The 12,987-nt window shown below is 67.4% G+C and carries 8 protein-coding genes and 1 pseudogene; 5 read left to right on the plus strand and 4 right to left on the minus strand.

What is annotated here, in order from left to right:
• Nucleotides 1-25: 25 nt before the first annotated feature.
• The 3 genes from SAZ01S_RS01970 (at nt 26) to SAZ01S_RS01980 (ending at nt 4,056) form a co-directional block, all read left to right on the plus strand.
• A complete protein-coding gene (locus SAZ01S_RS01970; RefSeq protein ID WP_084579539.1) occupies nt 26-541 on the plus strand; it encodes an RNA polymerase sigma factor in 516 nt (171 codons plus the stop codon).
• A 91-nt stretch (nt 542-632) separates the two neighbouring features.
• A complete protein-coding gene (locus SAZ01S_RS01975) occupies nt 633-1,613 on the plus strand; it encodes a FecR family protein (protein ID WP_167693040.1) in 981 nt (326 codons plus the stop codon).
• The gene (locus tag SAZ01S_RS01980) at nt 1,597-4,056 is read left to right on the plus strand and encodes a TonB-dependent receptor (RefSeq protein ID WP_167693041.1); all 2,460 of its coding nucleotides are present in this window, start codon (nt 1,597-1,599) and stop codon (nt 4,054-4,056) included. The genes SAZ01S_RS01975 and SAZ01S_RS01980 overlap by 17 nt, the downstream gene beginning before the upstream one ends.
• 27 nt (nt 4,057-4,083) lie before the next feature.
• Here the strand turns inward: SAZ01S_RS01980 and SAZ01S_RS01985 are convergent, their stop codons facing one another.
• The 4 genes and pseudogenes from SAZ01S_RS01985 to SAZ01S_RS02000 form a co-directional block, all read right to left on the minus strand.
• Nucleotides 4,084-5,520: an efflux transporter outer membrane subunit gene (locus tag SAZ01S_RS01985; protein WP_084579545.1), complete on the minus strand. Its 1,437-nt coding sequence runs from the start codon at nt 5,518-5,520 to the stop codon at nt 4,084-4,086.
• Nucleotides 5,517-8,666, minus strand: a complete 3,150-nt coding sequence (locus SAZ01S_RS01990; RefSeq protein ID WP_084579547.1) for an efflux RND transporter permease subunit — start codon at nt 8,664-8,666, stop codon at nt 5,517-5,519. The genes SAZ01S_RS01985 and SAZ01S_RS01990 overlap by 4 nt, the downstream gene beginning before the upstream one ends.
• Before the next feature lie 52 nt (nt 8,667-8,718).
• Nucleotides 8,719-9,888 carry an efflux RND transporter periplasmic adaptor subunit gene (locus tag SAZ01S_RS01995; RefSeq protein ID WP_167693042.1) on the minus strand — a complete coding sequence of 390 codons (1,170 nt, stop codon included), beginning with the start codon at nt 9,886-9,888 and terminating at the stop codon, nt 8,719-8,721.
• A gap of 593 nt (nt 9,889-10,481) precedes the next feature.
• Nucleotides 10,482-10,778 (minus strand): annotated as a pseudogene (locus SAZ01S_RS02000) (integrase core domain-containing protein); the annotation flags it as partial.
• 261 nt (nt 10,779-11,039) lie between these two features.
• Between SAZ01S_RS02000 and SAZ01S_RS02005 the strand changes: the two are divergent.
• Nucleotides 11,040-11,867 carry a DUF4982 domain-containing protein gene (locus SAZ01S_RS02005; RefSeq protein ID WP_245824512.1) on the plus strand — a complete coding sequence of 276 codons (828 nt, stop codon included), beginning with the start codon at nt 11,040-11,042 and terminating at the stop codon, nt 11,865-11,867.
• 339 nt (nt 11,868-12,206) lie between these two features.
• Nucleotides 12,207-12,986, plus strand: coding sequence for a SapC family protein (locus SAZ01S_RS02010; protein WP_167693043.1), 780 nt, complete (start codon nt 12,207-12,209; stop codon nt 12,984-12,986).
• Nucleotide 12,987 lies beyond the last annotated feature (1 nt).

Below are 12,987 nucleotides of genomic sequence, written 5' to 3' on the forward strand. Positions count from 1 at the left end.
CAGCGGAAAGGCGCGTACCCGGTCCATGCCCGAACCTTCTGCGTTGATCGCGGCATTTCTGGCGCGACGGACGGCGCTATTGCATTACTTTTCCAAGCGGGTCGGCGAGGTGGAGGCAGAGGATCTGCTCCAGGAAGTCTATGTCCGCATCGCGACCCTGCCCGATGAGGATATCCGCAACCCCGGTGGTTACCTCTATCGGCTGGGTAGCAACATCATGCTGGATCGATTGCGCCAGAACCAATCCCGGGCGGCGCGCGATCATGCGTGGCGCGAAACCCATCATGTCGTCACCGATAGCGGCGAGGACGTGAGCGACACCGTGCCGGCAGACGAAGCGCTGATCGCGCGCGACCAGGTCCGCCATATCGAACGGGCGCTGGGCGAACTGCCAGAAGCGGTGCAGCAGAGCTTCCGCATGCACAAGCTGGAAGGGCTCTCGCACGCCGAGGTGGCGGAGCGCATGGGGGTTTCGCGCAGCCTCATCGAAAAGCACATGATGCGGGCGATGCGGCACCTGGTGGCGAGCGTCGGCCGATGACCTGGCGACGCCAACCTTGGTCTTGCGGCGCATGGCGGCTGGCTTCGTCCATCGTCTTGTCGGGGCAGAATTTCAACGGGACGAACAGGTGATGGCACGCGTTGATGCTGAAGAAGCGGCGGTCGAATGGTTCTTCCGGTTGCAGGACTGTGAGGACGAGCAGCCATGGCTCGACCACCTGGCCTGGATGGAAGCGGACCCGGCCCATGCCGAGGCCTATGCCAAGGTAGAGCGGCTCTGGATCGCCGCAGAGGCGCTGCCGCCGATCGCGCCCGCGGCAGCCGATGCACCGGCCGAGATCGTGTCGCTGGACGCCCACCGCGCGGCGAAGCAGCGCAGGGTGGCGCGATGGTGGCTGCCGGTTGGGATCGCGGCGGCGGCTTCGGTGGCGGCAGTGATCGGCTTGCCCCAGTTGGGCCATCTCGGCGATCCTGCGGCGCAGACCTATCGCACCGACGGCACGTCCACCAAGGTCGTCGCGCTGGCGGACGGTTCACGGCTGACGCTGAACCGGAATACCGAGCTGACCGTGACGCTGGGCGACAAGGTGCGCACTGCCGAACTGCGCTCGGGCGAAGCGATCTTCGACGTGCATCACGAGCCGTCGCGCCCGTTCACCGTGGCCGCAGCCGGCCGCGAAGTGCGCGTGCTGGGCACCGAATTCGACGTGCTCAGCCAGAACGGCACGTTCGGCGTGGCCGTGCGGCGCGGACTGGTCGCGGTTTCTCCGGCGCAGGACGGCGGCGCGGTGACGCGCCTTCCGGCCGGCACCGGTCTGCGCCGCGTCGCTGGCGACACCGCCGATCGGGTGGAGAAGATCGCACCCGACGACGCGCTGGCCTGGGCCAAGGGACGCCTGATCTATTCGGACAGCCCGATCGAGACGGTCGCCCATGATCTGGAGCGCTACACCGGAACCCGGGTCAGCGTTTCGCCCGACCTCCGCAGCCTGCGCGTCAGCGGCGTGCTCACCATCGGCGATCCTGCGGCGGTAGACCGGCAGATCGAGGCATTGCTGCCGGTGCGGGTCGAAAAGGTAGATGGCGAACGGAGGCTTGTCCGCGCACCGTGACCGCACCTGCTGCATGACCCGCCCCAAGGGACAGTCCGCCCGGTGCCGCACCGGGCTGGGGATCGCCTGCATGCTAGTCGCCACTTCACCGATGGCGGCGGTTGCTGGTCCGCGCCGGCAGGAAGCGAGTGCGCCGCTGACCTTCCACATTCCAGCGGGCCCGCTCGCCAGCGCGATCATCGCGGTCGGCAGCCAGGCTGGCGTGAGCGTGGCAACGACCGATCCGGATCTGGCGCGCTGGATGCTGCGCCGGCCCATTCACGGCCGGATGACCGTGGAAGAAGCGCTGGCAAGGGTGCTGCAGGGTACCGGGATGCGCAGCGTGCGGTCGGGAGTCGGCGTGTACCGCATCGAGCGGATCCCCGTGCCCGCCCGACCCGAACGCCAAGCGCCACCACCACCACCCCGGTCCGTGGAGCCTGAGCCTGCGCACATCGTCGTGACCGCCACCAAGCGAGGGACGGAGCTGCGCCGCTATCCCGGATCGGCCTGGGTGCTGGACCAAGATCGGCTGGCGCTGGGCGCCGGCGTGGCGCGGGACAGCAGGGCCATCGTCGCGGCCCTGCCTTTTCTGGCGGCGACCACTCTGGGACCCGGCCGCGAGAAGCTGTTCGTGCGGGGCGTTGCCGACAGCAGCTTCACCGGCGCCAGCCAGGCGACTGTCGGCCAGTATCTGGGCGACGTGCAGCTCAACTACAGCGCCCCCGACCCCAATCTGGCACTGTACGATATGGATCGTGTCGAGGTGCTGGAAGGGCCGCAAGGCACACTCTACGGCGCAGGGGCGCTGGGCGGCATCGTCCGCGTCACACCGCGAACGCCCAAGCTGGGGACGTGGGAAGGTGAGGTTGCCGGCGGAACGACGCTGGTTTCGCATGGCGGTATCGGTGGCGATGCGATGGCCATGCTCAATGCGCCGGTCGGGGACCGCGCGGCGCTGCGGCTGGTCGGCTATGGCGGGCGCGATCCCGGCTATATCGATGACGTGCTGCGCAGGCGGCGGAACGTCAATCGCACCGATCTCGCCGGCGGGCGCGGGGTGCTGCGGTTCCGGCCCGGCAATGGTTGGACCATCGACATCGGCGGCGTGTACCAGCGCATTTATCATGCGGACGGGCAATATTCCGAGACAGGCAATCCGCCGCTGTCGCGGCGGTCGGCGATCGCCCAGCCGGCGCTCAACGACTTCCGCCTCGCCTATGTGGCGGCTAGGCACGATTGGGCCGACGGGCAGACGCTGACGGCGGCCTTCTCGGTGATCAACAATCATCTGACCGCCCTGTATGAGGCAACGCAATCCGGCGATCCTGTCATTTCGGGCACGGCGACGGACAACCGCGTGCGCGTGTACAATGGCGAGGTTCGGCTTTCACAGCGGGGTGATGACGGTACCGGCATCGTGCTCGGTGCCTATGCCACGCTGAGCGATGACCGACTAACGCAATCGTTGAAAATTGCCGATATCGACCAGCCGTTTCGCGGCGTGGGCAATCGCGTGACCGACATCGCCCTGTTCGGCGAAGCGACCGTGCCGATCGCGCCGCGGCTGCAGGCGACGATCGGTGGCCGCGCTGCCTATAGCGACCTGAAGGGAACGAATATTCTGCCTGAAGGCGTCTCCGACCTGGAAGCGTCGGTCGACGTGCCGGGCGCGGGCGATGTCAGCTTCCTGCCAAGCGCTGCGATCAGTTGGGCACCGGTACCGCGGCTTACGGCCTATTTGCGGTACCAGCGGGGCTATCGGCGGGGCGGGTATGCCCTCAACGCGCTGGCCAATTTTGATGGCGCGCCCTTGTCTGGCTTCGTGGTGTATCGTCCGGATACGCTCGATACGGTGGAGGCCGGGCTGCGCATGGGCACCGGCGCGGATGGCCTGTCCGGTACCCTTTCCGTGTCCACGACCAATTGGCGGCGGATCCAGTCGGATCTCTATACCGCCGCTGGGCCGATCACGGTCAATATCGGCAGCGGCAGGATCCATGCCTTGGAAGCCAGTCTCAACTGGCGGTCGCCGGGTGGGTGGCGGCTGTCCGGCGCGATGCTTCTCACCCGCGCCGTGCTGGACCGCCCGAACGAAGCGTTTGCCGGCGATAGGCCGCAGGCACTGCCGAACACGCCCGCGATCACGGTGCACGCCGCCGCCGAGCGCGAATGGGCATTGCGAGACGGTAGCCGGCTCCTGCTCCGGAGTACCGCGCGGTACGTCGGACGCTCCTGGCTCGGGGTAGGCGATCTGCACCTGCCGCAGGGCAATTATGTCGAGCTCAACGCGGCGGCGGCATGGTCGCGCGGTCCCATCACGCTGTCGCTGGATGCTGCCAACCTGCTCAATGGCCAGGCGAACCGTTTTTCGCTCGGCAACCCCTTGTCGGTAATCGACGGCACCCAGCGCACGCCGCAGCAGCCCCGCACCGTGCGGCTGGGTGTCAGCTACCGCTTTTAAGGCCGCTGCTCGCCCCCGCCAGCACCGCTATGTCGCGTCGACCGAATAGCCGCCGCCCAGTGCCTGAAACAGGGCGACAGTATCGGCGAGGCGCAGGGACCGGGCGGCGATCAGCTCGGTTTGCGCCTCGGCGCTGGCGGTGGCGGCGTTCATCACTTCCAGCGTGCCGGAAGCACCCAGCCGCACCTGCTGCGATACCAGCGCCAGCGTATGCTCCGCCGCTTCATGGGCGGTGCGCGCGGCGCGGACCGCTTCGCCATCCTCGCGCACCGCGAGCAGGGCATCGGACACGTCGGCCAGCGCGGCCAGGACGACCCCGCGATACTGCGCCTTGCTTGCGTCGAACGCGGCCTGCGCATCCTCCTGCTGGCGCCGGAGCGCACCGCCGCGAAAGATCGGCTGGGTGAGGCCGCCGATGATCGTCCAGAAGGGATTGCTGCCGGCGAACATCCGGTCGAACTCGATCGCCCGGCCGCCGACATTCCCGCTGAGCGTGACGGCGGGCAGGCGTACGGCGATGGCAACGCCGACATCGGCGCTGGCTGCGTGGAGCTGGGCCTGCGCGGCGAGGATGTCGGGGCGCTGCCGGACGATTGCGGCCGGCAGGCTGAGCGGCAGGTCCTGCGGCAGGTGCAGCGAGTCGATCGTGATCGTCGGCAGGGAAACCGCGCCGGGCTCGCGACCGAGCAGCGTGTCGATCGTCGCCCGCTCATGCGCCTCGGCCTTGCGCAGCGGCGGCAGCATGCCCTCCGCGCGGGCCAGCGCGGTCCGCTGCGCCTCGAGCTCCGCGGTACCCACTTCGCCAAGCGCCTGGCGGCGGCGGAACAGGTCGAGCAACTGCCGCCGCAGTTCGATCGAGCGGCCGAGCGCGTCAATGCGGTCCCGGATGGAGGCAAGCCGGATCACCGCAAGCGCGGTGTTGGTCGCGACGGTCAGCCGCGCGGCGGCCAGCCGGTGCGCCTGTACCTCGGCCGTCGCCCGCGCGGATTCGCCGCGCCGCTTGAGGCCGCCGAACAGGTCGAGCGGATAGTTGATGGAAAGCTGCGTCGTGCTGAGCGAGTAGAGATAGCGCTTGTCGTCGGCGAGGACGCCGGACAGCGAACGCGAGGTACGGGTCTTCTCGCCCTGGAGGCTGAGATCGGCCGTGGGCAGGCGTGCAGCCTCCACGACCGAGGCCTGCGCGCGCGCCTGGCGCAGCCTTGCCTCGGCGGTCGCGACATCCGGATTGGCGCGCAGCGCCTCCTCCACCAGCGTGTCGAGCGCGGGGTTGCCGAACAGCGTCCACCAGCGTTGCGGCACCGCTGCGCCCGCCACGAACCGCTGTCCGTCCCCTGGGCCCTGCTCCGCCTTGGCGAGCGGATAGCTCTGGCTGGCGGGCGGGGCGGGCGCGCGGAAATCCCGGCCCGCGGTGGCGCAGCCGGCAAGGGGAAGGACGAGCAGCGGGAACAGCGAGACGCGCATCATGGCAGGACGACTTCCGACGAGGTGGAGGCATCCGCGCGGCGGCCGCGCGGGGAGACGAGGTCGATCAGGACCGGCAGGACGAGCAGGATCAGGATGGGGGCGAGCATCATCCCGCCGACCACGACGAGCGCGAGCGGCTTCTGCACCTGGCTGCCGATCCCGCTCGACATCGCGGCCGGGAGCAGCCCGATCGCGGCGACGATGCAGGTCATCATCACCGGCCGCAGGCTGGTCTCGCAGGCCTCCGCGAGGGCGGCGGCGCGCTCCATCCCCTCGTCCACGGCCTGGTTGAACGCCGTCAGCACGATGATCCCGTCCATCGCCGAGATGCCGAGGAGCGCGACGAAGCCGATCGCGGCGGAGATGCTGAACGGCGTGCCGGTCAGGGTCAGCGTCAGCACGCCGCCGATCAGCGCCATGGGCATGACGGAGGCCGCCAGCAGCATGTCGATCGCCGACCCGAAATTGACGAACAGCAGCAGCAGGATGAGCGCGAGGCTGACCGGCACGACGACCTTGAGCCGGGCGACGGCGCTGTCGAGATTGCCCATCTCGCCGGCCCATTCGATATGGTAGCCCGGCGGCAGCGCCACTTCGGCGGCGACGCGGCGCTGCGCCTCGGCCACCGTGCTGCCCAGGTCGCGGCCGCGCACCGCGAACTTGACCGGAATGTAGCGCTCCTGATGCTGGCGATAGATGAACGACGCACCGGAGGTCAGGCGGACATCGGCAATTTCGGACAGCGGCACTTGGCGCAGGCCGCCGCCCGGGGCCGGCGCGCCGATCGTGATCCGGCGGATCGTCTCCAGGCCGTCGCGCTGTTCCGGTTTCAGGCGCACGACGATCGGGAAGTTGCGGTCCGTGGTCCGCTCATAGAGGCGACCGGCCTCCTGTCCGCCGATTGCGGCACGGACGACGTCGTTCACATCGTCGGTATCGAGGCCGTAGCGCGCGGCGCGGTCGCGATCGACCTCGACCTTGACGGTGGGCTGGCCGAGCAGCGGGAACGCACCCAGGTCGGCGATGCCGTCGACCTTGGCGAGCACGTCGCGCACCCGGTTGCCCAGCCGCTGCAGCGTTTCCAGGTCGGGCCCGAACAGCTTGACCGCATTCGCGCCCTTCACGCCCGAGGCGGACTCGCTGACATTGTCCTCGATATATTGGGAGAAGGAGAACTCCACGCCAGGGAAGCGGTCGGTCAGCGCCTTGGTCATCCGCCTGGTCAGTTCTTCCTTGCTGATGTGCTGGGGCCAGTCGGCGGCGGGCTTGAGCGGCGCGAAATATTCCACGTTGGAGAAGCCCGAGGGATCGGTGCCGTCGTCCGGGCGGCCCTGATGCGACACCACCGTCTCCACCGCGCCGAAGCCGTGGATGGTGCGACGGATGTCGTTGACCACCTTCTGCCCCTCTTCGATCGAGATCGAGGAGGGCAGGCTCGCGCGGATCCACATATTGCCTTCTTCGAGGTGCGGCAGGAACTCGACGCCGAGCGAGCGCACCCCCAGTCCGGCCGTGACGAACAGCAGCGCCGCCATGCCCAGCGTGAGCACCCGGTTGGCGAGCGCGAAGCCGACCGCCGGCCGATAGAGGCGGCGCAGCAGCTGCACGACTTTAGTCTCGACCTCGGAGAGATGCTCCGGCAGCAGGATGGCCGCGAGGACGGGCGACACCGTGAAGGTCGCGATCAGGCCGCCGATGATGGCATAGGCATAGGTCTTGGCCATAGGACCGAAGATGTGCCCTTCGACGCCGGAGAGGGTGAACAGCGGGATGAAGCTGGCGATGATGATCGCGGCGGCGAAGAAGATGCCGCGGTTCACTTCACCGGCCGCCGTCTGAATGGTGCCCAGCCGCGCGCTAGGCAGCGCCTTGGGCTGGCCTAGGCCGGCGCGGTGGGAGTGCTCGGCCAGCCGCCGGTAGATGTTCTCGACCATGATGACGGTGGCGTCGACGATCAGCCCGAAGTCGAGCGCCCCGACCGACAGCAGATTGGCGCTTTCCCCGTTCGCGATCAGGATCAGCACGGCGAAGGACAGGGCGAAGGGGATCGTCACCGCGACGATCACGGCCGAGCGGAGATTGCCGAGGAACAGCCACTGGATCACGAAGATCAGCAGCATGCCCTCGATCATGTTGTGCACGACGGTGCTGGTGGTCAGCCCGATCAGGCCGGCGCGGTCATAGATGCGCTCCAGCGTTACGCCCGGGGGCAGGGCGCCGGAGGCGTTGATCTCGTCCAGCTTCGCCTTCACCGCGGCGATCGTCGGGGTCGACTGGGCCCCGCGGTGCATCAGCACAATACCCTGGACGATGTCGTCGTCGGCGTCCTGGCCCGAAATGCCGGTGCGCGCGAGATGGCCGACCTGGACGGTGGCGACGTCCCGCACCATCACGGGGGCGCCGTTCCGCGTTCCCACCAGCACCGCGCCGATCTGCTCGGGCGAATGGATCAGCCCGATCCCGCGGACGATCGCGGACTGCGGGCCGAAATTGATCGTCTGCGCGCCGACATTGGCGTTGCTCTTGCCCAGCGCGGCGAGCACCTGCTGCACCGTCATGCCCTGAGCGACCAGCCGGTTATTGTCGATCACGACTTCGTAATTGCGGGTCTTGCCGCCCCAGCTGATCACGTCGATCACGCCGGGAACGGCCTTCATCCGCCGCTCGACGACCCAGTCCTGGAGCGTTTTCAGGTCCATCGTCGAATAGCCGGGCGGCCCCTTCACCCGGTAGCGGAAGACGTCGCCGATCGGCGAGGTCGGGGAGATGACCGGCTTGGCGCCATAGGGCAGCGCCGACATCTGTGACAGGCGGTTGATGATCCGCTGCTGCGCCTCGTCATAGCTGAAGTCGTAGCTGAACTGGACGCGGATGTCCGACAGGCCGAACAGCGTCGATGCGCGGATGGCGGTGACGTGCGGGATGCCCGCGAGCTGCACCTCGATCGGAATGGTGATGTTGCGTTCGATCTCCTCCGCCGACAGGCCGGGGGCCTGGGTGACGATCTCGACCATCGGCGGCACCGGATCGGGATAGGCCTCGATGTTCAGCTTGCTGAAGGCTACGCCGCCCGCGCCGAGCAGCGCGATCAGCAGGATGACGATGAGCGTGCGCTGGTGCAGCGCGAAGGCGACGATACGGTTCATGGAGCTTTCGCTGAAAGGAGGCCGGCGGAAGGGATGCAGGGCTGGCGGCTGCTCAGCCCTGGGTCCCCGCTTCGTTGACGAACAGCGCACCGCCGGTGACGATGCGCTCGCCGGGCCGCAGCCCGCTGAGGACGTGTACCTTGCCGTTCGCGCGCTCGCCGGTGGTGATCACGCGGGGAACCAGCGTCCCGTCGTGCCGCGCAATCCAGACCCGGGACTCCTCGCCCTCGCGGATCACCGCACTGGCGGCAATCAGCAGGGCAGAAGCCGCGGGGCGTGCGCCGAGCTGGATCGAGAAGCTGGCGAACATGTCCGGCTTCAGTGCACCGTCGGCGTTCGCGATCGTCGCGCGCACCGGCAGCCGGTGCGATTCCGGGTCGAGCCCGGCACCAACCTGCGCGACGCGGGCGGTGAACCGCCGGCCTGGCCAGGCCGGCGTCGTCACCGTCACCGCATCACCGACGCTGACCTGCGCGGCATCGCTCTCCGCGATCTGTGCGATCAGCCATACGGTGGAAGGTTCCGTGATGACGAACGCCGCCGATCCCTTGCCGTCGATGAACTGGCCGGCCGAGACATCCCGACGCGCGATAACGCCGGCGATGGGGGCGCGAACGATCGCCTGCGTGGCGGACGCTGCACGCCCGATCTCGAGCGTCTGCAGAGTCGGCGTGGCCATGCCATAGACGGCAAGCTTGCCGCGTGCGGCAGAGACACTCGCCTGCGCGGCCTGAACGGTGCCCTGGGCGGTGGCGACGGCGCTCAGCCCCTGCTGATAATCCTTCAGTGCGCCGCCCGCGGTGCGGTACAGCGCCTCGTAGCGGTCGGCGTTCTGGCGGGCCAGGCGCAACTGCGCGTCGGCGGCGCGATACTGCGCGCTTGCCGAGGCGAGCGCATCCCGTGCCTCGACATATTCCACCGACTCTATGATCATCAGCGGCTGGCCCTTGGCCACGCGCTGACCGGGTTCGACCAGCAGGCGCGTCACCAGCCCGCTATAGGGCGGGGATACCGGTGTACTGTGATTGCCGTCCACGGCGATCGTTCCGGTCGCCTCGATCACGGATCCGGCCGAACGCATGCTGCCCACCGTCTCGATGGTCAGCGCCTTGCGCTGCTGGGGCGACGGAAGAAAGCCTTCGTGTCGGGCAACGGTGGATGCGGTTTCGTGAGCGGCACGGAGATGGGAGACGGTGAAGGCGCCGGTACCGGCTGCAAGCATGCCTACGGCGGCTGAAAGGGCCGTTACTTGGGTGCGGGGAGACAGGCGTCGCGCAACGCCGGGCTGATTGTTCTGCATGTGATGCAATCGGACCATGAACGAAGGGGGTATGCCGCACCAAGGTGGCTGCGCGGCATTCCGCGGTTGCCGGTTGGCGGCTGAGGCGAGGTGGAGAGGAGGCTCGCAACGGCACCATGTTGGTCACCGGCGGCAGGTGTCACCGCCGTGGCCTCTGGTTGATGATGCTGGAAGTTGGAGATGCTTCGCCGCACTACCCCGGCCACAGCTCCCAGCCGCGGCGGCGCTACGTCAAACCGGGGAGGGCAAGCTTGCCTCCGCATCCGGAATGGTGGGGCGCAGGGACAGGCGCTTGGCATGGAGCCGCTCCCAGTTGAAGTCCGCATGGATGTGTTCACGGATCAGGGACGTAGCCGGGGCAGAACTGCCTCAAGCCGAAACTTTACAAATTGCATCGATCGCTTCGAGTGCTGGGCACGCCGGCCGGTACCACGCGAATTCATTCAAGATCGGGAGGAGAGCCTGTAGGTGACGCCGCGCACACCTTCCGCCAAGTCGGGTGCGCGCCACATAGGCTAGCTGTTTGGTCCCGGGATTTGGTGGTGCGGATTTGATGTGAAGCGTGCTGGCGCGAGCTGCCAAGCCTTGCAGATGGCGTCGTAGGGTGTCAGGCCTCGCAGGGTCTTCAATCTGCGGCCGAAGTTGTAGGCGGCGAAGTCGCCCAGGTGCTGCCGCAGCTGGTCGTGGCTGTCGTAGTGGTAGCGCTTGGCGGTCGCTTCCTTGATGGTGCGGTTCATCCGTTCGACTTGGCCGTTGGTCCAAGGATGCTTCGGTTTGGTGAGCCGGTGTTCGATATCGTTCTCGGCGCAGGCGCGCTAGACGGCGTGGGGCCGGCGCTCGACGCGCTGCATGCCAAGCATCCGGAACTGCCGATAGGGCTCAGCGAATATGGTGCCGGCGGCGCGCTGACCCAGCATAGCGACAATCCGCTTGGCGGGCCGGCCGCCGCCTATGGCCGCCCGCAGCCGGAGGAATTTCAGAGCCTCGTCATTGAGGAGAATTGGAAGCAGATCCGCGCGCGCCCGTATCTGGCGGCGAGCTGGTTGTGGAACCTGTTCGATTTCGCCACGACGATGCGCAACGAGGGTGACGCGACCGACATCAACACCAAGGGCCTGGTCTCCTACGATCGCAAGACGCGCAAGGACGCATTCTACTTCCTCAAGGCCAGTTGGACCGATACGCCGACGCTGCATCTGAACAGCCGGCGCTATGTCGATCGCGCCTATGCGGTGGCCGATGTGCGCGCCTATTCCAATGCCGATCGGGTTTCGTTGTCGGTCAACGGCAAGCCGGTGGGTGAGGTTTCCTGCCCCGATCGCATCTGCGCCTGGCCCGGCGTGGTGCTGGCGCCTGGGCCCAACCATGTCGTCGCCACCGCGACGATCGGCGGCAAGCAGATCAGCGATGCGGTCGACTGGAACGCGCCCGATCCGCGCAAGGGCGTGTTCATCGATGTTGGCGCCATTGCCGGCAGCGTAATGGGTGGCGACCGTTATGGCTCGGACAATTTCTTCCGCGGCGGCACCGCCAAGGTCCTGTCCAGCCGCAACCCGATGGCGCCGCCGCCCAAGGTGGAAGGCACCGACATGCCCGCGCTGTTCGGGAGCTACCGTGAGGGCCAGTTCAGCTACGACGTGCCGCTCCCGGACGGGAGCTGGACGGTGACGATCGCCAGCTTCGAGCCGGAGGCGGCGAAGGGCGCCGGGCGCAGCTTTCAGGTGCTGGCAAATGGCCAGTCCGTAATCGAGCGGTTCGCGCCGATGGAAGCGGGTGGCGGCGCCAGGAAGGCAGTCTTGCGCAGCTTCGGGGCGCATAGCAGCGGGGGGCACTTGATTCTGGAATTCAAGCCGGTTGGAGGGGACGCCGTCGTGGCAGGCATCAGCATCCGGCCGAGTTGATGGGCGCAGCGGGCCTGATGGCGCCGGCGAGGTCCCTGATCGGCGTGTCGGCGGGCAGGTTCACGCGCATCCCGCCGCTGCAGGCATGTACGAGGCACAATAGGGCGCAAATGCTAATACCCTCAATGGTATAAAGTGCGAAATTTCGAAAAGTTTTCGCCGATTTAACCATGAGGCCGGCGGGGCGCCTAAAATGAGAGGAGCAGGGTTTTCGGGTCTCGCGGCGCCTCCCAGGCACCAACGCGATCATGGGACTGCCGCCGTCCAGTTGCGATCATGGGTTGCCAGCACGTGATCGTAGGCTTCGAGCTGGGAAAACGATCAAGAGCCGGGGTTCCGATGACAAGTGCTACGAAGACCAAGAAGCAGCATGCCGAAGTGCAGGGTGCACAAGTGAATGGCGCAATGCCGCTTTACGTCGTACCCCAGGCCGTGCACAGCGTAACACATCGGGAAGTTTCGGTTCGCACGGGGGAGGGCACTTTCGCTTTTGCGGAAAAGACGCCGATCATCGAAGTGACCGTCGATGAGTTCGAACGCGCCGCCCTCGATTTTCCGATCGTCTTCGTCGGCGAAAGCCTCCAGCCCTTTGCCGTCATGGGCCTCGAAGCAGATCGCAATCAGTTCGTCAGCGCGGGGAGCTATCGTCCTGGGGCGTATGTTCCCGCCTATCTGCGTCGCTATCCGTTCGTCTTTGCACGCGACGAGGGCAGCGAGGCGCTGATCCTGTGCCTCGATCATGCGTCGGAGCGCGTCGGCAAGGCAGGCGATGCGGAGGCAATGCCGTTGTTCGACGGCGAGGAGCCGACCGCGCTCACCCGCCAGGCGATCCAGTTCTGCGAGAACTACGAGGCGGCGCGCGCGCGTACCTCCGTCCTCATCGGGCTGCTGCGCGAGCTTGATCTGCTCGAGGCGCGCCAGGCGACCCGCGAGGGGGCCGACGGCGAGGGGGCTACGCTGCTGCTCGAGTATCAGACGATCGATGCGGCCAAGCTCGATGCGCTCGATGCGGACGCTTTCCAGCGTCTCCGCTCAGCAGGTGCGCTGCCGGCGATCTATGCGCAGCTTGCCTCGCAGGCAAACTGGCAGGTGCTTGCCGTAACGCGCCCGACGGCGTGAA

The sequence above is a fragment of the Sphingomonas azotifigens NBRC 15497 genome (assembly GCF_002091475.1).
GTDB lineage: Bacteria > Pseudomonadota > Alphaproteobacteria > Sphingomonadales > Sphingomonadaceae > Sphingomonas > Sphingomonas azotifigens.

Coding starts and splice junctions, on each gene's coding strand:
- SAZ01S_RS01970 (WP_084579539.1), top strand. CDS start 26: ATGCCCGAACCTTCTGCGTTGATCGCGGCATTTCTGGCGCGACGGACG.
- SAZ01S_RS01975 (WP_167693040.1), top strand. CDS start 633: ATGGCACGCGTTGATGCTGAAGAAGCGGCGGTCGAATGGTTCTTCCGG.
- SAZ01S_RS01985 (WP_084579545.1), bottom strand. CDS start 5,520: ATGATGCGCGTCTCGCTGTTCCCGCTGCTCGTCCTTCCCCTTGCCGGC.
- SAZ01S_RS01990 (WP_084579547.1), bottom strand. CDS start 8,666: ATGAACCGTATCGTCGCCTTCGCGCTGCACCAGCGCACGCTCATCGTC.
- SAZ01S_RS01995 (WP_167693042.1), bottom strand. CDS start 9,888: ATGCTTGCAGCCGGTACCGGCGCCTTCACCGTCTCCCATCTCCGTGCC.
- SAZ01S_RS02005 (WP_245824512.1), top strand. CDS start 11,040: ATGCGCAACGAGGGTGACGCGACCGACATCAACACCAAGGGCCTGGTC.
- SAZ01S_RS02010 (WP_167693043.1), top strand. CDS start 12,207: ATGACAAGTGCTACGAAGACCAAGAAGCAGCATGCCGAAGTGCAGGGT.